Annotated in this window: 18 protein-coding genes; 8 read left to right on the top strand and 10 right to left on the bottom strand. The window is 35.7% G+C overall.

The window, feature by feature from the left end:
- Positions 1-62 precede the first annotated feature (62 nt).
- The 5 genes from LUA90_RS13435 to acs all read right to left on the bottom strand — a co-directional run bounded on the left by LUA90_RS13435 (position 63) and on the right by acs (position 8,421).
- Positions 63-4,199: a hybrid sensor histidine kinase/response regulator transcription factor gene (locus LUA90_RS13435; protein ID WP_231491240.1), complete on the bottom strand. Its 4,137-nt coding sequence runs from the start codon at positions 4,197-4,199 to the stop codon at positions 63-65.
- Positions 4,200-4,333: 134 nt separating this feature from the next.
- Complete coding sequence (locus tag LUA90_RS13430; RefSeq protein WP_109926271.1) at positions 4,334-4,519, bottom strand: CsbD family protein; 186 nt, start codon at positions 4,517-4,519, stop codon at positions 4,334-4,336.
- 766 nt (positions 4,520-5,285) lie between these two features.
- Positions 5,286-6,209 (bottom strand): M57 family metalloprotease, encoded by a 924-nt coding sequence (locus LUA90_RS13425; protein ID WP_231491239.1) that lies wholly within the window; start codon positions 6,207-6,209, stop codon positions 5,286-5,288.
- Positions 6,206-6,376 (bottom strand): hypothetical protein, encoded by a 171-nt coding sequence (locus tag LUA90_RS13420; RefSeq protein ID WP_231491238.1) that lies wholly within the window; start codon positions 6,374-6,376, stop codon positions 6,206-6,208. The genes LUA90_RS13425 and LUA90_RS13420 overlap by 4 nt, the downstream gene beginning before the upstream one ends.
- Before the next feature lie 134 nt (positions 6,377-6,510).
- Positions 6,511-8,421: an acetate--CoA ligase gene (acs, locus tag LUA90_RS13415; protein ID WP_255713484.1), complete on the bottom strand. Its 1,911-nt coding sequence runs from the start codon at positions 8,419-8,421 to the stop codon at positions 6,511-6,513.
- Between the two features lie 201 nt (positions 8,422-8,622).
- Between acs and rpmB the strand changes: the two genes are divergently transcribed.
- From rpmB to rimO, 5 genes are all read left to right on the top strand, one after another.
- Positions 8,623-8,856, top strand: coding sequence for a 50S ribosomal protein L28 (rpmB, locus tag LUA90_RS13410; RefSeq protein WP_231464193.1), 234 nt, complete (start codon positions 8,623-8,625; stop codon positions 8,854-8,856).
- 44 nt (positions 8,857-8,900) lie between these two features.
- Entirely contained in the window at positions 8,901-9,083 is a 183-nt protein-coding gene (rpmG, locus tag LUA90_RS13405; protein ID WP_010599807.1) for a 50S ribosomal protein L33, read from the top strand.
- 84 nt (positions 9,084-9,167) lie between these two features.
- On the top strand, positions 9,168-9,323 hold the full coding sequence (locus LUA90_RS13400) for a DUF4295 domain-containing protein (protein WP_231464195.1): 156 nt from the start codon (positions 9,168-9,170) through the stop codon (positions 9,321-9,323).
- Between the two features lie 86 nt (positions 9,324-9,409).
- On the top strand, positions 9,410-10,372 hold the full coding sequence (gene ftsY / locus LUA90_RS13395; protein ID WP_231491237.1) for a signal recognition particle-docking protein FtsY: 963 nt from the start codon (positions 9,410-9,412) through the stop codon (positions 10,370-10,372).
- A 113-nt stretch (positions 10,373-10,485) separates the two neighbouring features.
- Positions 10,486-11,817 carry a 30S ribosomal protein S12 methylthiotransferase RimO gene (gene rimO, locus LUA90_RS13390; protein WP_231491236.1) on the top strand — a complete coding sequence of 444 codons (1,332 nt, stop codon included), beginning with the start codon at positions 10,486-10,488 and terminating at the stop codon, positions 11,815-11,817.
- 71 nt (positions 11,818-11,888) lie between these two features.
- On the opposite strand, the gene LUA90_RS13385 is transcribed toward rimO, so the two are convergent.
- The 4 genes from LUA90_RS13385 to LUA90_RS13370 all read right to left on the bottom strand — a co-directional run bounded on the left by LUA90_RS13385 (position 11,889) and on the right by LUA90_RS13370 (position 16,495).
- On the bottom strand, positions 11,889-12,218 hold the full coding sequence (locus LUA90_RS13385) for a hypothetical protein (RefSeq protein ID WP_231464201.1): 330 nt from the start codon (positions 12,216-12,218) through the stop codon (positions 11,889-11,891).
- Positions 12,219-12,551: 333 nt separating this feature from the next.
- On the bottom strand, positions 12,552-13,550 hold the full coding sequence (locus tag LUA90_RS13380) for an NAD(P)H-dependent glycerol-3-phosphate dehydrogenase (protein WP_231491235.1): 999 nt from the start codon (positions 13,548-13,550) through the stop codon (positions 12,552-12,554).
- 196 nt (positions 13,551-13,746) lie between these two features.
- Complete coding sequence (locus LUA90_RS13375; protein WP_231464205.1) at positions 13,747-15,087, bottom strand: efflux RND transporter periplasmic adaptor subunit; 1,341 nt, start codon at positions 15,085-15,087, stop codon at positions 13,747-13,749.
- A 52-nt stretch (positions 15,088-15,139) separates the two neighbouring features.
- The gene (locus tag LUA90_RS13370) at positions 15,140-16,495 is read right to left on the bottom strand and encodes a TolC family protein (protein WP_231464207.1); all 1,356 of its coding nucleotides are present in this window, start codon (positions 16,493-16,495) and stop codon (positions 15,140-15,142) included.
- 74 nt (positions 16,496-16,569) lie between these two features.
- Between LUA90_RS13370 and LUA90_RS13365 the strand changes: the two genes are divergently transcribed.
- From LUA90_RS13365 to LUA90_RS13355, 3 genes are all read left to right on the top strand, one after another.
- Complete coding sequence (locus LUA90_RS13365) at positions 16,570-17,187, top strand: polysaccharide deacetylase family protein (protein ID WP_231491234.1); 618 nt, start codon at positions 16,570-16,572, stop codon at positions 17,185-17,187.
- Between the two features lie 417 nt (positions 17,188-17,604).
- A complete protein-coding gene (locus LUA90_RS13360; RefSeq protein WP_231491233.1) occupies positions 17,605-20,370 on the top strand; it encodes a bifunctional aconitate hydratase 2/2-methylisocitrate dehydratase in 2,766 nt (921 codons plus the stop codon).
- 190 nt (positions 20,371-20,560) lie between these two features.
- Entirely contained in the window at positions 20,561-22,840 is a 2,280-nt protein-coding gene (locus tag LUA90_RS13355) for an aconitate hydratase (protein WP_231464212.1), read from the top strand.
- Between the two features lie 225 nt (positions 22,841-23,065).
- Here LUA90_RS13355 and LUA90_RS13350 read toward each other — a convergent pair whose 3' ends face one another.
- The gene (locus LUA90_RS13350) at positions 23,066-24,403 is read right to left on the bottom strand and encodes a GH1 family beta-glucosidase (RefSeq protein WP_231464213.1); all 1,338 of its coding nucleotides are present in this window, start codon (positions 24,401-24,403) and stop codon (positions 23,066-23,068) included.
- Positions 24,404-24,419: the final 16 nt, after the last annotated feature.

Below are 24,419 nucleotides of genomic sequence, written 5' to 3'. Positions count from 1 at the left end.
CACTATAATAACATTTTAGTTCACTATTGTTGCAAACAAGTGTAAAAAAGGTCCTTTTTTGCTTATAATGCTTCTTTATCTAAAATTCCTTCGTGCTGTTTTTGGCGATAATCATTAGGAGCAAAATGGTATATCTTTTTAAACTCTCTAAAGAAATAAGATTTATTATTGAAACCCGTTTTATAAAATATTTCGGATACGTTTAGCGATGAATTTTGGAGCAATACCGCAGCATGTTTCAGGCGTATTCTTTTTATAAATTCAGATGGTGTCATCCCGGCTAAGGTTTTCAGCTTGCGGTAAAGTTGCATTTTACTAATGCACAAAGCAGCTTCAAGTTTTGCAGCATCCAAATCAGATTCTGCCAGGTTATCTTCAACAGCTTTAACAAGTGCATTTAAAAACTCCTTATCGCTTTGCTCTAAATCAACATCTACAAACTGATTATTGATGTTGCCATCTTTAATCAAATTGTTCATGCGCTCACGGTAATCTAATAATTTGCGAACCCGCATCTGTAAATAATTAACATGAAATGGTTTCGGAATATAGGCATCGGCGCCTGTTTCATAACCTTCAGTTTTATGTTCTTCAGTGCCTTTGGCAGATAGTATTATAAATGGAATGTGGCAGGTTGCAGGTGCGGTTTTCACAAACTTACAAAGTTCTAAACCGTCCATTTCTGGCATCATAACATCACTTACTATTAAGTCTGGTGAGTTTTTTTTAAGAAACTCTAATGCCTTTAATCCATTTTCGGCTTCGTAAACGATGTAATGTTCGCTTAAAATGTTTTTTATCAGAAACCTCAAAGCCGTATCGTCTTCCACAACCAAAACGGTATGTTCAGCCTTTTGCTTCAAATTGTCAATTAATGCTGCTTTATTATTTTGTTCTACTGTTGATGTAATTTCATCGCCATAAGGTTTTAAAATAGATTCGAAAAGATAGGATGGAGCCGATGCCACAACTTCATTTTCCTTTCCACCAATAACCTGCTTTAACTTCAGTTTGAAGCTAAATGTAATCCAATTTTGTTTTAAAGAGACATCAATACTACCATCCATTATAGAAATTAGCTCTTTAGTAAAAGCCAAACCAATACCAGAATTAAACTTCTCAAACTGCGCCTCTTCGCCAACTTTAAATTCCTCAAAAATACTTTGCAAATCGCTTTCTTTAAGTTTACAGCCAGAGTTTGCCACAGTTATTTCCAGCTCATTTGCTTTTTCATCATAGTTAGCATTAAATATTATGGTTTCATTTATACCGGCATGTTTAAAGGCATTAGATAGCAGGTTAAAAAGCACTTTCTCAAATTTATCTTTATCAATAAAACCTGCTATTGATTGTTGAATTTCTCTGGTAAATTCTTGCTTATTTTTTTCAGCGATTGGAATAAACAATTGCGATAAACCGTTTAATAATTTTGTGATGTCAAAATAATCTTCGTTACTTTTCAGATAGCCAGCTTCTGCCCTTCTAAATTCTAATAATTGCTGCACCAAATACGTTAGCCTTGCTGTGTGCTGATGAACGAGGGACAAAAAGAAGTTTTTATCCTTAGGTTTCTCTACTTCATTTTGTTTTTGCATAACATGCTCTACCGAACCCATTATTAAGGTTAAGGGCGTTTGTATTTCATGGGCAATATTTGTAAAAAAGTTAATCCTTTGGCGATGAACTTCCTCATCCTTTTGCCTGAATAAGGATGCTCTCTCCAGTTTAAACTTCATCTCTAATTTATTTTTTCTGTAAAGATGAAAGGCATAACCACCAATAATTAAAAGCAATAAATAAGCTGCATACGCCGGAAGTGTAAGCCAAAAATATTGTTTCACTTCAATGTTTAAGGCAATAATATCTTGTGTCCAAATGCCTTCACCATTACTCCAACGCACCATTAACTTATAATTACCTGCCGGAATATTATAATAAGCTATTTCTCCATTTGTACCCGTATATCGCCAGGTTTGGTCTAGTCCTTCAAGTTTGTAGGCGAATTCATTTTTTGATGCATTAAAGTAGTTTAGCGCATTAAATGAAAACTGAAAGAAATTATTCTTTCTATCTAATGTGAATGTTTTAGGGCTTTCGGCTCTGGCTTTAATAATAACATATTGATTGTTTTCGAATTTAACGCCGCCCATCTGCAAATCTGAAATTACTAGATTCGGCTGCTTTTTATTTTCTACAATATTTCGTGGAATAAAGTAATTGAAACCATAAATGCCTCCAAATAACAAATTCCCTGTATTCGATTTAAAAACTGCTCCATCACTAAATTCGTTGCTTTGTAAACCATCGCTATGCTGATAATTAGCAATGCTTTTGTTTAGCGGATTTAATTTAGCCAATCCTTTACTTGTGCTTAACCAAATGTTGCCAACATTATCTTCCTGAATGGCATGTATTGTATTATTGGGTAAACCCGTTTCGGTGGTTATTTTTACAAATTTGGGCTTTTCCCTTCCCGATTCTGATTGGCTTAAGTAATTTAAGCCGTAACTGGTACCAATCCATAAAGTATTTTTGCTGTCATAAAATAAAGATAATACATCGCTATGCGATAAACTTCCTTCATAACCAAGGGCTTTGTAAGTTTTAAAAAGACCAGTTTTTTTATCAAGTACACTTAAACCACCATATCTGCAGGCTATCCAAAGCTGGTTATTTTTGCCTTGTGCAAGGGCATAAATAATATCATTTACAGGGCCATTTTTCTCTACTCCAGACGAGGCATACTGCTTGAATTTAGAAACTGAAAGAGCTCCATCAATATTTCTTTGCAGCTTTAGATGAATTAAACCATAACCACTTGTACCTATCCATACCGAACTATCTTTATCTTGAATTATCGTGTAAACCGATTTAAAATCCGGAAGTTTTGATGAACCTTTTATGTCTTTCCATCTAAGTATGGTTTTCAATTGTTCGTCATAAACGGATACGCCTACACCATCAGTACCCATGTATATAAGCTTATCGGCACCACGCTTAATTGCAAAAACAGAATTATTTTCTAGACCATTATTTACGTCAATTTTTTTTGAAACAAGATCCTTTCTGTTGTCCCAAAAATCTTTAAAAATTAATACACCATTACCTTTCGTTCCTACCCACAAATCGCCATTTATCTCTTCAAAAGCTCTGATAGGTTTATTTACAGCGTTGTCATTTAACTTACTAACTATGCCAAATAAATTTTCTTTTGGATAAATTTGAATCAATCCATTTCCATCGGTACCAAGCCATAAAGTTTTGCCCTGACTAACTTTTATTGCCGTAATTTTTAGGTTTTCTAATTGATTAGACTCTTTCTTAAGAAAAGTGGATGTTTTAAATTCTTTATCATAAATGGATAAACCCTGGTTCTCCCAAGCCACAACGTAATTATTTTGATAACTTGCTATTGCCTTGATTTTTTTAGGTGCGATGTTTAATTGATGTTTAACACCATCGCCTCTAACCAAAAAATGTTCGTCTTTATTAGTTGAATAAATAAGTTGATTATCGACAAGAAAAAAATTATTAATACCACCTTTTAAACTGAACTTTTGTGTAACACTAAGCCTATCAGAATTTAATTTGCCAACAATTAGTTCGCCTTTTTTATTGATATAGTATAATTTTTGATTAGCGAAAGCCATTTTAACAATACCATCACCAGAAGAAAAATGGTGATAAAGTTCGAACTTATCAGTATTAGCGTTGTACAGGCTTAAATCACCATTAGCAGCATAACAAAAAACAGCACCTTGATGATTAATAATTAACTGATATTCATTTTCTCTAACCTTTTGGTTAACCGTATTCTTGTAAAAGTATCTGTAAAATTTGCCATTAAGTTTGTTGTAGCGAGAAATACCTCCTATGGTGTTTATCCAGATATTTTTTTGGTTATCTTCATTAATAGACTGAATAACATTACTGCCAATGCTATTCTCGGCCCTGCCGATGTTATGGTTATAAACAGTAAACTTTGTTCCATCGTATCTGTTCAAACCATCCCAGGTACCGATCCATATTAGTTGGTCTTTATCTTCAAAAATACTGTTAATAGAACTGTTAGATAATCCATTACGATTATCTAATTGCTGATAATAAAAAGGTATGCCTGGTGGATTACCATTAACATAAATAAAGGAGCATGCACTAAAAAAGAAAATTATAAAGAGCCTACGCCACACCTTACTCATAAAAGCTAAAATTTATTGTTGGAGAAATTTTAAAGGATGCGCAATAAATTTAAAGAAAATATTAACTACTCATAACACTAAACAAAAACAGGCAACTAATTTTAGTTGCCTGCTTAATAAATTTGAGCTTAATTCTACAAAGAATTAATCCACTTTACAAGTTCGTCTCTTCCTTTGCCGGTTTTTTGTTGAAGCTTACCTAACAATTCATCATCTTGCCCTTCTTCATGCTTCAAATCATCATCTGTTAATTCGGCATAAGCTTGTTTTACTTTGCCTTTTATCTCGTTCCACTTTCCTTTTAATTCTAACTTATCCATTTCTTTAAATATTTATAGGTTATTAAATAATGTACTTATCTTAATAACCAACTAATTAAAGCTTTGTTTAAAAATTTATAAAAATGCCAATATTAATTGCAGACTAAACATTTTACTTTCTAACGATAACGCTTTTTCTAGTCCTTAACAAGCAGTTGCTTTATCAACAATTACTCCATTTATAGACCCCCCGTTCAGGATTAGTAAGTGGTACTTTACCTGGTGCAGCATCAAATTATCCAGTTTATTACAATCCGTTTATTGGTATTGACAGTGCCTTTTACAAGTCAACCGTTTATCGCACAATTGGTAAGGCATTTGCAAATGTTAACATTATAAAGGGTTTAAAATTCAGTACTGATTTCTCAATTGATAATTTAAATCAAAACGAAGAAAATTATTATGGTTCATTAACTTTCAGAAATACAGGAACAGCAAATGGTGATGGCCAGAATATTTCTACTTTTGTAATCAATACCAACACGAATAACTACCTTACTTATGCTACAAATTTTGGGGAGAGAAGTAAGTTTGATGCTGTTTTAAGTACGAGTTATCAAAAATCTACAGCTAAGTACAGTAATATAGAAGGTCAGGATTTTCCAAGTGATTCCTATATAAAATTAGGAAGTGCTGCAACAAAGGTTACTGCAACAAGTATGGATTCTAATAAAAATTTAGTTCAAAACCCTGGATATCAATAAATCCAATTAAAACAAAAAATGCCAATCTAAACGCTTGGCATTTGTGTTTTTTATCTATAAAATTATTTACACTTACTTCCTTGTAATATAATATATTTTGACAAAATTATATAGTTTCTATTATTACTAGTCATTTTAGCAAGTAGCTCTAAATCTTCAGAATATTCACCAACATTATTATTAACATTTACTGTTAAAGTTCCTGTACCTTGACCATTGGCGAATGAAATGCTAGCAGGTTTACCATTTATACTCCAATCAATTACAGAATTTGGCCAAACATATGTGGTAGTAAAGGTATAGGTTTTATTCGCTCTTAAGATTCCTGTTCCATTTATCTTCGGAGTTCCTAATGGATAAAGATTTACTAGTGCAAGAATATCTTTAGTCGATAACCCATTTGGAAGAATATTATTTGCACCCATATTCATGATAGAGCCCACATCTGTGCCAGCTGCATTAGGTACATCTAGAGCATCGCCTGGCTTGCCAACATCATCTGTCCCACTAAATGATTCCACTCCCTCCCAGTCTGTATGCCTAAAACCAATTGAATGTCCTAATTCATGAGCGATTACTGTTGACATTTGATTAGGATTCAAGCCATCATTTATTATGTTTTGCGTGTTAATCCTAACTAAATTACCAGCATTTCCATTAAGAGGTATGCGTGCCAAGCCATAACCATTAATTGCTTGATTTACAATTACAATATCGAATGTCCCGCTACTAACAATGCTAAAAGATATACCAGATTCTGGAACACCATTCCAAATAGATATTGCATCATTTATTTCATTTGTAAACGCGGCTATTGATGGATCTATTGAAATCCTAAAATTCAAACGATTAGTTGAACTAACCAAGTATCCTGTATACGATTGACTAATTTTTGAACTACCAGCATTTGGGCCAGTACTCATTAACTTATCTTGTAAAATTATTGGGGCTTCTACTTTTAAGCTTTTATTTTCGGGTATTTTCATGTTTTTGGAAACGATATATCACCCTGCACAACATACTCATTTCCAACATCATTAATTGACGACTCAGAATAACCTAAACTTTTTATGTACATCAGTACATCCTTATTTTCATCAATCACTTCTATGTTATTATTATCCTTTTTACATGAGATAATTACTAATAGCATTAAGAAATAAAATAGATTTTTAATTTTGTTTGCTTTCATAGTTTTTGATTTAGTTGCTAATTTATTTTTGAGTAAGATACCTTATGATCAACAAGTTAAGTATAGCAAAAAAGAGTAAAAACAAAAACTCAAATCTATTTCAAATTCTTTGAAGCTTCGATAATTTCCTCTACAACAGCCGGATCTAAAAGCGTTGAGGTATCGCCTAAATTTGAAGTATCGCCTTCGGCTATTTTACGTAATATACGTCGCATAATTTTTCCTGAACGTGTTTTAGGTAAACCTGAAACGAACAATATTTTATCAGGTTTGGCAATAGCACCAATAACACGAGTTACGGTTTGCAGAATATCTTTTTTAGTTAATTCTGCTTCTCCATGCATTTCAGGGTTGATAACAAAAGCATAAATACCCTGACCTTTTACATCATGTGGATAGCCAACAACAGCGCTTTCTACAACACCAGCATGCATATTAATTGCATTTTCAACTTCGGCTGTTCCTATTCTATGTCCTGATACGTTTAAAACATCATCTACCCTACCCGTTATTCTATAATAACCATCCTTATCACGTAAACAGCCATCACCAGTAAAATAAAGATTCTCGTAAGTAGAAAAATAGGTTTGCTTGCAACGCTCATGGTCGCCATAGGTAGTTCTGAGCATTCCCGGCCAAGGAAATTTAATACAGAGATTTCCGCTTACATCATTACCTTCAATTTCCTTTCCATTTTCATCAACAAGAATCGGCTGAATCCCTGGCAAAGGTAAAGTTGCATAACTTGGTTTGGTTGGCGTAACGGTTGCAATAGGTGAAATCATAATTCCACCGGTTTCCGTTTGCCACCAGGTATCAACAATTGGCGCTTTGCTTTTTCCTATTTTTTCATCAAACCAATGCCAGGCTTCTTCATTAATTGGCTCACCAACCGAACCTAAAACTCTTATTGAGCTTAAATCTTTTCCATTCAAAGGCTCTTCACCAAAACTCATTAATGAGCGAATAGCGGTTGGAGCGGTATATAATGTATTCACTTTGTGTTTTTCTACAATATCCCAAAAGCGAGATGGACTTGGATAGGTTGGTATGCCTTCGAACAAAACAGAGGTTGCGCCTTGAGATAGCGGACCATAAACAATGTAAGAATGGCCTGTAATCCAACCAATATCAGCGGTGCAAAAATAAACTTCATTTGGCTGGTAATTAAAAACGTTGGTAAATGTGTATCCGGCGTAAACCATATATCCGCCGCAAGTATGCACTACACCTTTAGGCTTACCGGTAGAACCTGATGTATAAAGTATGAACAACATATCTTCAGCATCCATTTCTTCTGCCTCGCAAACATCATTTACGTGTTTAACCTCATCTTCCCACCAAACATCTCTACCTTTAAGCATAGAAACCGGTGTACGCACATGCGTTAAAACGATACATTTTTCTACCGTTGGACAGCCGATTAAAGCATCATCAATAACATCTTTAAGCGGAATCTGCTTATTCCCTCTATAAGCGCCATCGGCGGTAATTACCAGCTTACATTGCGAATCATTAATTCTATCGGCGATAGATTTAGCAGAAAAGCCACCAAAAATTACGGAGTGTACCGCACCAATTCTGGCACAAGCCAAAACAGCAATAGCCAACTCAGGTACCATTGGCATATAAATACAAATTCGGTCGCCTTTTTTGGCACCGTTTCTTTTTAAAACATTCGCAAAACGGCATACGCGTTCGTGCAACATTTTATAGGTATAGGTTACAGATTCTTCTTCGGGATTATTTGGTTCCCAAATTATAGCAGGTTTATCACCATTGGTTGCTAAGTGCCTATCTAAACAATTTTCCGTGATATTTAATTTTGCGCCTTCAAACCATTTAATATTCGGTTCCTGAAAATTCCACGAAAGCACTTTATACCAGGGTTTTCGCCATTGAAAATTTTGTGCAACTTCGCCCCAAAATTGTTCGGGGTTTTCTACGCTCTTTTTATAATCTTCTTCGTATTGTTTAAAGGATGTAATTTGCATGCCGCTGTTTATATATTTGTTAGTATCGGCTAATTTACTGAATTTATAATAACGATAAATGCCGAAATCGTATCAAAATAGATTGCTTGGATGGATTAAAAAAATATATGAAAAATTTTAGCCACTCTCTTGCTGTTTTCAATTATTATTCAGATATTTGCACACTCTTAAAAAAATTAAGCGGACGATATTTAACAACTATATTTACAAGTCATGTCAAGAGTTTGTGATTTAACAGGAAAAAAGGCAATGGTAGGTAATAACGTTTCACACTCAAACGTTAAAACTAAGCGCAAATTTTATCCTAATTTGAAACTTCAGAAATTTTATATCCCTGAAGAAGACCGTTGGATTACGTTGAAAGTTTCTACTTCAGCGATTAAAACCATCAACAAAGTGGGTATCAACGAAGCAATTAACCGTTTCGTTAAAAAAGGATTTTTGTAAAAAACATTAACTGTTGAGATTAACAGTTTACAATTTATATTAAAATGGCAAAAAAAGGTAACAGAGTTCAGGTTATTTTAGAATGTACTGAGCATAAAGAAAGTGGCATGCCGGGTATGTCTAGATATATTTCTACCAAAAACCGTAAAAACACTACTGAGCGTTTAGAATTGAAAAAATTCAACCCGGTATTGAGAAAAGTAACCGTACATAAAGAGATAAAATAATTGATTGAAAGATTGATTGATTGACTGAATTTTTTATTCTTTCATTTAAGCATTCTCTAACTCAATAATTAAAATTATAAGAACATGGCAAAGAAAGTAGTTGCAACCCTTAAAACAGGTACAGGTAAAGAATATTCGAAAGTTATTACAATGGTTAAATCACCAAAAACTGGTGCTTATTCATTCAAAGAACTTATCGTACACAACGAACACGTAAAAGATGCTATTGCATCTAAATAAGGTTAATATTTTTTAATATTGATAAAAATATTAAAGGCCGTTCCGTTTTAACCGGAAGGGCTTTTTTTGTTATATAAAATTTTAATATGGGTTTATTCGATTTTTTCAAAAAGAAAGAAACTGCACCTGAAGCTCAGGAAGCTTTAGACAAAGGTTTAGAAAAAACCAAAGATGGTTTTTTCAATAAAATAACTAAAGCTGTTGCAGGTAAATCTTCTGTTGATGATGAAGTGCTCGATAATCTAGAGGAAGTTTTAGTAACGTCTGATGTTGGCGTTAAAACCACCTTAAAGATTATTGGTAGAATTGAAGAACGCGTTGCCCGCGATAAGTACCTTTCTACATCTGAGCTTAATTATTTACTTCGCGATGAAATTCAATTATTGTTATCAGAAAACAATAGTAACGATTTTCGTCAGTTTGAATATGGCGACCATAAGCCTTATGTAATTATGGTTGTAGGCGTTAATGGTGTGGGTAAAACGACTACCATCGGCAAACTTGCACATAAGTTGAAAGAAGCTAATTTAAAAGTTGTTTTAGGTGCTGCAGATACATTTCGAGCTGCTGCAGTAGATCAGATTAAACTTTGGGGCGAAAGAGTTGGTGTGCGTGTTGTAGCGCAAGCCATGGGTTCTGACCCGGCTTCTGTAGCTTTCGATACACTGCAATCTGCAGTTGCCAATAATGAAGATGTTGTAATTATAGATACCGCTGGCCGTTTACATAATAAAATTGGCTTAATGAATGAGCTGGGTAAAATTAAGCAGGTAATGCAAAAAGTTGTGCCAAATGCTCCGCATGAAATTTTATTGGTTTTAGATGCTTCTACTGGTCAGAATGCATTTGAACAATGTAAACAATTTACCGAAGCAACTGATGTTAATGCTTTAGCCATAACAAAATTAGATGGTACAGCTAAAGGTGGTGTTGTAATTGGTATTTCCGATCAGTTTAAAATACCTGTTAAATACATTGGTGTAGGCGAAAAAATTGGCGATTTACAGCTCTTTGATAAGAAAGAATTTGTGAATAGCTTGTTCAAGTAATAATACATCCGTTATTTCGAGGCACGAAGCAATCTCGTAGAGTATTTAAAAGATTGCTTCGTGCCTCGCAATGACGAGTAGCGAACATAATTAGTAAAGATTAAGTGTAAAAGATGAATACCAAATTAGCAAAAAGTAAACCCGCAGTTAAACAACCTAAAATCAATGTGATTACGTTGGGTTGTTCTAAAAATATTTACGATTCAGAAGTATTGATGGGACAGTTACGTGGCAATAACCTAAATGTTATGCACGAATCTGATAAGATGGGCAAAGATGATATCGTTGTTATCAACACTTGTGGGTTTATCGATAACGCAAAACAAGAATCTATCGACACGATTTTGCAGTTTAGTGAACTTAAAGAAGCCGGCAAAATTGGGAAAGTTGTAGTTACAGGTTGCTTATCAGAACGCTATAAACCAGAGTTAGAATCAGAAATTACGAATGTTGATGCTTTCTTTGGCACAAACGATTTACAAAACATTTTACATGAGCTTGGTGCCAATTACAAGCACGAGCTAATTGGCGAACGCTTATTAACTACACCTTCTCACTATGCATATTTTAAAATTGCAGAAGGCTGTAACCGTCCGTGCTCATTCTGCGCTATACCGCTTATGCGTGGTAAGCACATGAGTAAACCAATGGAAGAATTGGTTAACGAAGCGAAAATTTTAGCTAAAAACGGCACCAAAGAACTAATTCTGATTGCTCAGGATTTAACCTATTACGGCTTAGACTTATACGGCGTTCGTAAGCTCGATGAATTAATGCGTCGTTTATCTGATGTTCAGGGTATAGAATGGATTCGTTTGCAATACGCTTATCCATCTGGTTTCCCTATGGAGATTTTAGATGCCATGAATGAGCGTGATAACATTTGCAAGTATCTTGATATGCCATTGCAGCACATTACTGATAATATGCTAAAATCGATGCGCAGAGGCACTACAAAACAAAAAACCATCGATTTAGTAAACCAAATAAGAGATAAGGTTCCAAATATTGCCATGCGTACCACTTTAATATGTGGTTATCCTGGCGAAACTCAGTACGATTTTGAAGAAATGGCTGCTTGGGTAGAAGAAACTAAATTTGACCGTTTAGGCTGTTTTACTTATTCTCACGAAGAAAAAACACATGCACACACCTTAATTGATGATGTTCCGGATGAAGTAAAACAACAACGTGTTGATGACATTATGGAAATTCAGCAAGGCATTTCCTTCGAAATAAATCAGGAAAAAGTTGGCCAAACTTTTAAGGTATTAATTGATAAAAAAGAAGGCGATTTCTTTGTAGGCAGAACAGAATTTGATTCGCCTGAAGTTGATAACGAAGTGTTAATTGATGCAAGCACAGGTTACGCTGCAAACGGCAGCTTTGTGAATGTTAAAATAGATAGAGCTGAAGATTTCGATTTATACGGAACGATTGTTTAATAACCTTTTAAATAGCTAAAACAAAAAAACCGATAATTAATATCGGTTTTTTTTGTTTTCTTTTAGCTGTATTATGGTCTGATTTTAATCTGGCTAGGTTTTAACCAAATTTTTGCACCTTTAGCGTTAACGTAGTATTTTTCGTTTTTCGAGTTAATGTAAACATTCGAACCATCTGGAGCCATTCTGCCTTTCCAGGTTTTATCTGTTACTTTTGCTTCGCTTTTTACAGCTACCTCAGCAGTTTTATTGCCTACAGATTTTGCGCCTTTACCAATTGCTTTACCAGTTTTGTCTAAAGCTTTACCAACCTCAGTTTTTTTCTCTTGTGCCTGCGCACTAAAGGTTAAACCTCCAAATAATGCAAGCGTAAATAATCCTATTGCTAATTTCTTTTTCATAACCATTTAATTTTATTTGGATATTATAACAAGCGATTGGTGGTTTTGTTTTGCCATACAGCAGAGTTGTACGTTAAATAAACCTAATTGCAGCGTTATCCTATTTCGAAGTACAAACGCCAGGATAAAAGCTGACATTCATGAAATAGATATTAGCGGAAAGTAGGACAACAGTAACCCATAAGCCTTGAAATTGCTTTACAAATATTTGAAGCGCAAAACCTGTAATTCTTTTCAGCGTATCTTCCCGTGCTTTGCTATATCCTTTCGCTGCGCTACAGGGATGCCGCTTTGCCCGGGGCTAAAAACAAAATCTCTGCAAAAAACGAAAGGTTAATTAAGCTTTTCTGCCAATAGTTTCATTTCTACGGCAGGCGAACGGTTCTCGTACAAAATGCTGTGTACGGCTTTACAAATTGGCATATCTACATTGTAATCGTTGTTTTTGATGTGCATACATTTTGCAGCGTAATAGCCTTCGGCAATCATATTCATTTCCAACTGTGCAGATTTAACAGTGTAGCCTTTACCAACCATGTTACCAAAAGTTCTGTTTCGGCTAAACTGCGAGTAAGCGGTAACCAATAAATCGCCCAAATAGGCCGATTCTTTTATATCGCGGTCGATAGGATGAACGGCATCTACAAAACGCTTAATTTCTCGAATAGCGTTACTAATTAAAACCGCCTGAAAGTTATCTCCATAGCCAATTCCGTGGCAAATACCACTGGCTACGGCGTAAATATTTTTTAAAACCGCAGCATATTCGGTCCCGAAAATATCGTCGGACACGTTGGTTTTTATGTAGCGTGTATTTAAAAATGAAGCAAAAGTTAAGGCGTTATCAATATCTGTACAGGCAATTGTAAGGTAAGAAAGTTTTTCAAAAGCAACTTCTTCTGCATGGCATGGGCCGCTTACCACTAAAATATCATCGTAAGAAACGTTGTATTTCTGATGCAAAAATTCACCAATAATCAGGTTATCTTCGGGCACAATACCTTTAATTGCCGAAACAATTTTTTTGCCTTTTAAATCATCAGCGGTAATATCTACCAAAGAATCTTTTAAAAATGCAGCCGGCACGTTTAAAATAATAAAATCAGCGGCCTTAACTATGCACTTAATATCTGATGAAATGTTATCGGCGGGTAGCTTAATCTCCACCGAACTTAGGTAATGCGGATTGTGTTTAAATTTTTTAATGTTATCAATAGCATCATTATTACGCATCCACCAAAAAATTTCTTTTTCGGTTAAATTATCTGAAAGCATTTTTACTATGGCGGTAGCCCAGCTTCCACCACCTATCATGGCTATTTTTGGTAACATCTGTTTAAAAAAAATTAAAGGTAAAAGGTGTAAGGCTTAGTTTAAAAGCAAATGCTTTAAATCCTAAATCTTACACCTTAAGGCTGCAAGTTACTATTAATGGCAAATATTAAGGCAAAAAAAAATAAAAGGCCTAAGGTGTAGATGCATGTACGCAATCTAAACCTTAGGCCTTAAACCTTTCAAACTAAAAAATCTATTTTTTACCTTCTTTGTTAAATAGTTGGTCTTTAGATGTCTTTTCTACAACCATTCCGTCTTTTAGTTTACCCTGAATAGCAGAATAAGGACCGGTAACAATCTCCTGACCATTTTTTACACCTGATTTAACAATGATAAACTGGTCGTTTTGAATACCTGTAGTAACTTCTGTTTGTTTAACTTTTTTGCTGGCTGCATCGTAAACATAAACGAATTGCTTAACGGTTTTATCCGTCAGTTTAGATTTTTGTTTATCGCTATTCTCCTGATTATTTGCATCTCCGCTATCGCCAGATTTATTTTTATTATCGGTAAATACAGCCTGAATTGGCACTGATAAACCTTTTAATGATTCGCTTTCAATATCAACCGTAGCAGACATACCCGGACGGAAAATTGATTGTTGTTTGCCAGATAATTCTTCAGTAATTCTGATTTTTACAGAGAAGTTAGTTACCTGATCTACAGAAGTAGAAGTTGTTGTTCCAACTGCGGTTGAAGAACTTGCAATTTCAGTAACCTCACCTCTAAATTTTTTATCAGAGAAGGCATCTACTTCAATCGATGCTTTATCGCCAACTTTTACACGGGTAATATCATTTTCGTTTACATCAACATTTACTTCCATTGATGATAAATTAGAAATACGCATAATTTCTGTACCTGCCATTTGCGATGTTCCTAAAATACGGTCGCCAAGCTCTATTGAAAGTTTAGAAACCACACCATCTACAGGTGCGTAAATTGTAGTTTTAGCAAGGTTTGCACCAGCTTCTTTAACATTTGCACCGGTTTGTTCTAATGTAAATTTAGCACCAACAACATTTTCTTTGGCACTTGCTAAGTTTGCTTTTGCTGTTAAATAAGCAGCTTTTGCTGCATCAAACTCAGAAGCAGAAATTACTTTCTTATTAAACAATTCTACATTACGTTTATAAGTAGCCTCTGCATTGGCAAAATTTGCCTGGTTTTGAATAAGCTGTTGTTGTGCCGCTGCTACACTCGCTTTTTGAGCATTGAAGGAAGCTACAGTTCTTTCATAACCCGATTGTAAAACATCCGGACGTACTTTACAAAGTAACTGGCCGGCTTTAACAATATCACCTTCCTTAACCTTTAGCTCTACAACCTCACCAGAAACTTCCGAACTCAGCTTAACTTCGGTTTCAGGTTGAATTTTACCGCTCGCTGTTACGGTTTCTACAACCGTTCTTTCTGCCGCTTTATCTGTAGTTATTTTCTCGGCCTTACTGCCGCCAATAACGCCAGCAAGCTTTAATCCGATTAAAACAACCAGGATAACGCCAATGGTAATTAGAATGTGTTTAAGTTTCATAATAATTTATTGTATTTCGTTTGTTTGTATTTAAAATTGTAGTGTTTATGCGTTAAAACGTGATTTGCTTGCCTAAATAATAATCAATTACTTTAGCTCTAAAAATTAAATCATATTTAGCTAAAATAAAATCAATTTCGGCTCTATTTCTGTTCGTTTGAGCAGTACTGTAATCTAAAGAATTTACTAAACCTTGTTCATAGCGTAAATCAACGGCATAAAATGCATCTTTTTGAGCAAGAAAAGCATTTTGAGTAGATGCATATCTGCTTTTTGCAGCCGTTAAATCTACAACAGCCTGGTTAATTACTTTAATTAAATTATTTTTTGCTAAAGCCTCATCAGTTTGGCGCTGCATTAAAGTAATTTTTGCTCTACGAACATTTGAACGAGTTGAAAAGCCATTAAAAATAGGAACTTGAATACCCATATTTATAAACTTACCAAAGTTATCTGCCAACTGATCTGTTAAGCCCGAATTTGAACGGAACTGACTGGCGTTAAACTGATAATAATATGCAGAGCCTAAACCTCCACCGAAAGTAATTTGAGGAAAATAGCTGCCTTTTGCAACATCAATGGCTTTTTCTGCAGCCTTTTTATAATCAATAGCCAATTTAATATCAGGAAAACTTTCCATTGCCTGTTTGTAAATATCATCAGGTACGTAAGATGTTTTTACATTATCCACCTCGTTAACCAACGGAGGCTGAACCTTAAAAGTCATTGGTGGCTGAATTTCCATTAACTGGCCCAATGTTAAATACGACACCGCCAATTGATTTTCTGCATTAGTTAAATTTAATTCTGCAGTGGCCGCTTGAGATTTAGCCAAAGAAATATCTGCAATTGTTTTGCTGCCAGCATCTAATAAAATCTGTTCGCGTTTTAATGTAGCATTTGCAACCTCTAATTGTTGTTGTGTGGCTTTAACCTGGTCTTGGTTATTTAAAACCTGAAGATACGCCGTAACAACCTGCAAAATCAAATCATTTTTAACCTTATCTACATTAGTTTTACTGGCATCTAATAAAAATTTATTCTGTTTTATCTGATTGATTTTTGTACCACCACCAAAAAGCGAAACATTTGCATTGATATTAGGATTTAGGTTGTAGTTTTGTGTATTTTCAAATAAACCCGAAACCTGCTGACTCCTACCCCACTGCAACGATTGGTTAACACTTCCATTTACAGTTGGCAACAATGCATTTTTTGATTGAGTTAAATTTTCTTCGCTAATAGAAGCGCTAAAGGCAGCTTGTTTAATATTCAGGTTATTTTTCAGCGTCCTGTCAACAGCTTGTTCTATTGTAATAACTTCTTGAGCTTTAACTGCCTGGCTGAAACTTAAGGCTAACAATAATGCAGAACCGGTAATTAATTTATTTGTGGTAAACATCTTCATAATTAGTTTTTCAAATCTATATAAACAACTTTAATAATTTCAATCTATCAAGGCAATTATTACCTTTGAAAGCAATGTACCTTGTGAAATCGCCGCTTCTGCTTAAATGGTATTATCCATCATTATTATGGAATAAATCCCGAAAGGAAAAAGTTATTTATTTAACCTTTGACGATGGACCTATACCCAATGTTACAGATTTTGTATTAAAAACTTTAAAAGCATTTAATGCAAAAGCGACATTCTTTTGTATTGGTGATAATATTTCAAAGCATCCCGAAGTTTTTCAACGTGTAAAAAACGATGGCCATGCTATCGGAAACCACACTTTTAATCACCTAAAAGGATGGATTACCAACGATGAAACCTACATTCAAAATGCCTTAAAATGCCAGACTTTAACGCAAACAAATCTTTTTCGCCCACCTTACGGGAGGATTAAGAAAAGTCAAATCGCAAATCTCAAATCGCAAATCGCAAATCTTGAAATTGTGATGTGGGATGTTTTAAGTGGCGATTTTGACATCAAACTTCCCCCAGAAAAATGCTATCAAAATGTAATTAAACATACTCAAAACGGATCTATAATTGTATTTCACGATAGTTTAAAAGCTTTTGACAGATTAGAATATGCATTACCCAAGGTTTTAAGTTATTTCGCTGATAGAGGTTTCACTTTTTCAACGTTGTAGTTTTTAGCCATTGCTGTGCCATTTGTGGCAATGCCTCATTATTGGATTGTAGATGGAATTTTAAAGATAAACCTGAATTCCATACGTTCATAATTAAACATAACTGTTCGTAAATGAACAGCTCTCCGCTTAGAAAAAATGGCAACGCATTAATTTCAGTTATTTAGAACCATGATTTTTTTAAAGCAAAATTATCGTTAAACCTTCTTCGTTAAAGTGATATCATATTATACAATTTTCATTATTTAATCGCCTGCCTTATTTGCGTTTAAAGGTTGTTTTTGCTATTTTTGCTCTAATTCCAAAAACAGTATTTTTTGGCTAACCAACACAAATTAATTCACAAAAAAATAATTCTAAGCTAGGGCTGTTTGCATTTTTTGCATCGCTTAAAGCGAAAGGAATAAAATATATAAGATGAGTATTTATAACGATTATATCCAGGAGATTGAAGATAGAAAAACCCAAGGTCTTCACCCTAAACCAATTGATAGTGCCGAATTATTAAGTGAAATAATTGACCAAATCAAAAATGTAAACAACTTTAACAGAGCAGATGCTGTTAATTTTTTCATATACAATACCTTGCCGGGTACAACTGGTGCAGCTGGCGTAAAAGCCGAATTTTTAAAAGAAATTATTTTAGGTGGAGCTGTTGTTCCGGAAATCACGCCTGATTTCGCTTTCGAATTGCTATCGCACATGAAAGGCGGTCCGTCTATCAAAGTTTTATTGGATATCGCTTTAGCAGATAATGGCGATAAGGCTAAAAAAGCTGCAGAAGTGTTAAAGACACAGGTTTACCTATACGATGCAGATACCGACCGTTTGAAGGAAGCATACACTAATGGTAATGAAATTGCGAAAGAAATATTAGAAAGTTATGCGAAAGCCGAATTTTTCACCAAGCTTCCAGAAATTGCTGAGGAAATTAAAGTGGTAACCTTTATTGCCGGTATTGGCGATATTTCTACCGATTTATTATCTCCTGGTAATCAGGCGCACTCCCGTTCTGACCGCGAGTTACATGGTAAATGTATGATTACACCAGAAGCTCAGGCACAAATTAAGGCTTTACAAGCTCAGCATCCAGATAAAAGTGTGATGCTTGTAGCAGAAAAAGGTACAATGGGTGTTGGTTCTTCTCGTATGTCGGGTGTAAATAACGTTGCACTTTGGACAGGAAAACGCTCAAGCCCTTATGTTCCATTTGTAAATATTGCGCCAATTGTTGGTGGTACAAATGGTATTTCGCCAATTTTTTTAACAACTGTTGATGTTACTGGCGGTATTGGTATCGACCTTAAAAATTGGGTTAAGAAAACGGATGAGAACGGAAACGTTATCCGTAATGAAAATAACGAACCTATTTTAGAAGAAGTTTATTCAGTTGAAACCGGTACGGTTCTGACCATTAACACGAGAACAAAAAAATTATACAATGGCGAGCAGGAGCTTATTGATATTTCAAAGGCTTTAACTCCACAAAAATTGGAATTTATAAAAGCTGGTGGATCTTATGCCATCGTGTTTGGTAAAAAAATCCAAACTTTTGCTGCCAGAGTTTTAGGTGTTGAAGCGCCTTTAGTTTATGCTCCTGCAAAAGAAGTGTCTATCGAAGGCCAGGGTTTAACCGCTGTAGAAAAAATCTTTAATAGAAATGCTGTTGGTTTAACGCAAGGTAAAGTGTTACATGCCGGTTCAGACGTTCGTGTTGAAGTAAACATTGTAGGCTCTCAGGATACTACCGGTTTAATGACTGCCCAGGAGTTAGAGGCCATGGCAGCCACAGTTATCTCTCCAATTGTGGATGGTGCATATCAATCTGGTTGCCACACTGCTTCAGTTTGGGATAAAAAAGCACAGGCCAATATCCCTAAATTAATGAAATTTATGAACGAGTTTGGTGTAATTACCGCTCGCGACCCGAAAGGCGAATATCATGCAATGACGGATGTAATCCACAAAGTGCTTAATGATATTACGATTGATGAATGGGCAATCATCATTGGTGGTGACTCGCACACGCGTATGTCTAAAGGTGTAGCTTTCGGAGCAGATTCTGGAACTGTGGCTTTAGCATTAGCCACAGGCGAAGCTTCCATGCCAATTCCTGAATCTGTAAAAGTTACTTTCAAGGGCGAAATGCAAGCACACATGGATTTTCGTGATGTTGTTCATGCTACACAACTGCAAATGTTACAGCAGTTTGATGGTGAGAACGTATTCCAGGGCCGCATTATTGAAGTACATATTGGCACTTTATTAGCCGACCAGGCATTTACATTTACAGATTGGACCGCAGAGATGAAGGCAAAAGCCTCTATCTGTATTTCTCAGGATGATACATTAATTCAGTCGTTAGAAATTGCGAAAAACCGCATTCAGATAATGATTGATAAAGGTATGGACAACCATAACCAGGTTCTTCAAGGTTTAATCAATAAAGCAAACAAACGTATCGAAGAAATTAAAACTGGCATTAAACCAGCTTTAATGCCTGATGATAACGCAAAATATTATGCTGAAGTAGTTATCGATTTAGACATCATTAACGAGCCAATGATTGCAGATCCGGATGTAAATAATGCGGATGTTTCTAAACGCTACACACACGATACCATCAGAGATTTAACTTTTTACGATGGCGATAAAAAAGTTGATTTAGGTTTTGTTGGTTCTTGTATGGTACACAAAGACGACCTGAAAATTGTTTCTCAAATGTTGAAAAACGTTGAAAACCAAACCGGTAGTGTATCATTTAAAGCACCGCTTGTTGTGGCCGCTCCTACTTATAACATTATTGATGAACTAAAAGCCGAAGGCGATTGGGAATATTTACAAAAATATTCGGGTTTTGAATTTAGCGATGCTTTACCAAAAAGTGCTGCCCGTACCGAATACGAAAACATTATGTACTTAGAGCGCCCTGGTTGTAACCTGTGTATGGGTAACCAGGAAAAAGCAGCCAAAGGTGATACTGTAATGGCTACATCAACACGTTTGTTTCAAGGGCGTGTAGTAGAAGATAGAGATGGCAAAAAAGGAGAATCGTTACTGGCTTCAACGCCTGTTGTTGTTTTATCTGCTATTTTGGGTCGTATTCCAAGTATAGAAGAATATAAAATGGCTGTAGAAGGCATCAACTTAACCAAGTTTACCCCAATTTCTACAAAACAATAAGAACAAAAAAACATATCATTTGTTAATCAATTGAAAAGGCTATCCGAGGTATCAGATAGCCTTTTCATTTATAAATATTTTCATAGAATGATTTTAAATAGCGAATTATGACAAATTTCAAAAATAAGTCTATTTAAAATTGTTTACTTTAGAAAGTAACCTTATTCAACATCATTTAAAAAAATAAAATATGGCTTTTGATATAGACATGATTAAAAAGGTTTATGCAAACTTTCCTGGCCGCGTAGAAGCAGCCCGTAAAGTTGTCGGCAGACCTTTAACATTATCAGAAAAGATATTATATGCTCACCTTTGGGCCGAAGAACCTAAAAAAGCATTTTCTCGCGGATCTGATTATGTTGATTTCGCTCCAGACCGTGTAGCGATGCAAGACGCAACCGCTCAGATGGCTTTACTGCAGTTTATGCAGGCAGGCAGACCAAAAGTTGCCGTGCCTTCTACAGTTCATTGCGATCACTTAATTACCGCTAAAGAAGGTGCTTCTATAGATTTACCGCATGCTAAAACAGAGAGTGCTGAAGTTTTTGATTTCCTATCATCTGTTTCAAACAAATATGGTATTGGTTTCTGGAAACCCGGCGCTGGTATCATTCACCAGGTTGTTTTAGAAAATTACGCATTCCCGGGTGGGATGATGATTGGTACCGACTCACACACGGTAAATGCCGGCGGTTTGGGTATGGTTGCAATTGGTGTGGGTGGTGCTGATGCTTGCGATGTTATGGCTGGCCTACCTTGGGAACTAAAATTCCCTAAACTTATTGGTGTTAAGTTAACCGGAAAATTAAACGGTTGGACAGCTGCTAAAGATGTTATTCTTAAAGTTGCAGGTATTTTAACAGTAAAAGGTGGTACAGGTGCAATTGTAGAATATTTTGGCGATGGCGCTACCTCTATGAGCTGCACCGGTAAAGGAACCATTTGTAATATGGGTGCTGAAATCGGCGCAACTACATCAACTTTTGGTTATGATGAGAGCATGGAACGCTATTTACGTGCTACAAACAGAAATGATGTTGCTGATGAAGCAAACAAAATTGCAGAATATTTAACCGGCGACGCTGAGGTTTATGCTGACCCGGAACGTTATTTCGATCAGGTTATCGAAATTGATTTAGATACATTAGAACCATATTTAAACGGTCCGTTTACACCAGATTTAGCTACTCCGGTTTCTCAAATGAAAACAGAAGCAGAGAAAAATGGCTGGCCTTTAAAAGTAGAATGGGGCTTAATTGGTTCTTGTACCAATTCTTCTTACGAAGATTTATCAAGAGCAGCATCAATTGCAAACCAGGCAATTTCAAAAGGCTTGGCAACTAAAGCAGAGTTTGGTATAAATCCGGGTTCAGAGCAAGTGCGTTACACTGCAGATAGAGATGGCTACTTAAAAACTTTCGAAGATTTAAATGCTACAATTTTTACCAATGCCTGCGGACCATGTATTGGCATGTGGGATAGAACTGGTGCAGAAAAAGCAGAAAAAAATACAATTGTACACTCGTTTAACAGAAACTTTGCTAAACGTGCCGACGGAAATCCAAACACCTACGCATTCGTAGCTTCGCCAGAAATGGTTGCTGCCATTGCAATTTCCGGTAATTTAGGTTTCAATCCATTAACAGATACTTTAACAAACGATAAAGGCGAACAAGTAAAACTCGACCCTCCTACCGGATTAGAATTGCCTACAAAAGGTTTTGCGGTAGAAGATGCAGGTTTTCAGGCACCAGCGGCTGATGGCTCTAAAGTTGAGGTTTTGGTTTCTCCAACCTCTCATCGTTTACAGTTATTAGATCCTTTTACGCCTTGGGAAGGTACAGACTTAAAAGGCTTAAAACTTTTAATCAAAGCTAAAGGTAAATGTACAACCGATCATATTTCTATGGCTGGTCCGTGGTTAAAATTCCGTGGTCACTTAGATAATATTTCAAACAACATGTTAATTGGTGCGGTAAATTACTTCAACGATAAAACTGATAACGTTAAAAATGACTTAACCGGCGAATATGGTCCGGTTCCGGCAACCCAACGTGATTATAAAGCGGCTGGTTTAGGTTCTATCGTGGTTGGCGATGAAAACTATGGCGAAGGTTCATCTCGTGAACATGCCGCTATGGAGCCTCGTCATTTGGGTGTACGTGCGGTATTGGTAAAATCTTTTGCCCGTATCCACGAAACCAATCTGAAAAAACAAGGCATGCTTGGGTTAACCTTTGCCGATAAAGATGATTACGACAAAATTTTAGAAGGTGATACCATTGATATTTTAGGCTTAACAGAATTTACGCCAGACAAACCACTAACATTGGTTTTACATCATTTAGATGGCACGCAGGAACAATTTCCGGTTAACCATAGTTACAATGCGCAACAAATTGATTGGTTTAAAGCCGGTGGTGCATTAAACATTATCAGAGCCGAAGCTGCTGCAAAAGCAGGTAACTAATCGCTACACCCGGGAAACCGAATTTATAAGTTTAGAATAGTTAAATCCCATTTTGAGTAAAATCGAAATGGGATTTTTTATTTTAAAAGCATTTTCAGTACTGCTTAGGTTCCGATACTCCCGTTATCCGCTAAAATCTTTTTGCGAATGTCAGTTCGAGCTTGTTAAAAATCTGCAACAAAAAGTATTACCGCTGCTACCGGGTTTAGCAATCAAAAGACACCTTTACAATCTTAAAAACTCCTGCCACCAATAACCAGATTCTTTAATCGTTCGTTCCTGCGTTTTAAAATCATTATATATCAGGCCAAATCTTGCGTTAAAACCTTCAGCCCATTCAAAGTTATCCATTAAGGTCCAGGCCATATAACCAGAAATTGGAGCACCATCATTCTTAGCTTTTAGCAAAGCATTAAGGTATAATTTAAAATATTCGATGCGTTCATTATCGATAACTTTGCCATCAATAATTTTATCATGGTACGCCGCACCATTTTCGGTAATCATTATATTTTTTACACCCGGGTAAGCTGCAAACTTCATAATAATATTATAAAAACTGTCAGCGTTAATTTCCCAGCCCATTGCCGTATGAGGTTTTTTTCTGCTCTTGGCTTTAACTTCCCATGCCTGTATAACCGGAATAAAAGCATTATATTTCACCGTTAACGGAAAATAGTTTTGTAAGCCAATATAATCAAAGTCGAATTTATACCTGTCTGTATGTCGCCAGGTTCCATATTCAATTTGAAACTTCTCTAAAACATCCCAATTTGCAGTCGGAAAGCCCAAACCCAAAATGGGCTCAAGAAATAATCTGTTCATTAAAGAGTCTATTCTATTGGCAGCCAGATTGTCGTTATCGCTTTGCGTAAATGGTAAAATTTCTGAGCAAGAAAATGTGGTACCAATATGGGCTTTATTTACCTCAGCTCGTAGTATTTTACCACCATCGGCTTGCGCCAAAGCTGTATGATGAACGGCAGAAAAGAAATTGCCCAGACCAGTTTTACCTGGCGCATGTATACCCAACATATAGCCAAGTGATGTAAAACCGAATGGCTCGTTTATAACCAGCCAGTTTTTAACTTTATCGCCATATTCAACTGCGCAAATACTTATAAAAGTATTAAAGGCAGCATTAATGCTAAAGCTGGTCCAGCCGCCTTCGTCTTCCAGCGCTTGCGGTAAATCCCAATGGTATAAAGTAATGTATGGTATTATGTCGTTTTCCAAACATTCATCAATTACATTATGATAAAACCTAATGCCTTCCTGATTTATATCTCCCCTGCCTAAAGGCAAAATTCTGGACCACGCGATGGAGAACCTAAAAACTTTGAAGCCTAAAATTTTAACAAGTGCAATGTCTTCTCTAAAACGGTGGTAAAAATCGCAGGTTACATTTATTTTATGTCCATTTTTAATTTTACCATTCTTTGCAGAAAAGGTATCCCAAATCGAAGCACCTTTGCCATACATATCAGATGTACCTTCTATTTGTGCTGCAGCAGTTGCCACGCCCCATAAAAAGTCGTTACCAAAATCAGAAGCTCTTATCATTTCTAAATCGCTTCTA

The organism is Pedobacter sp. Leaf170, from assembly GCF_920984665.1.
Classification (GTDB): Bacteria; Bacteroidota; Bacteroidia; order Sphingobacteriales; family Sphingobacteriaceae; genus Pedobacter.
Note: the sequence above shows the minus strand (reverse complement) of the source record. Positions and strands in the feature narration are given on the sequence as shown.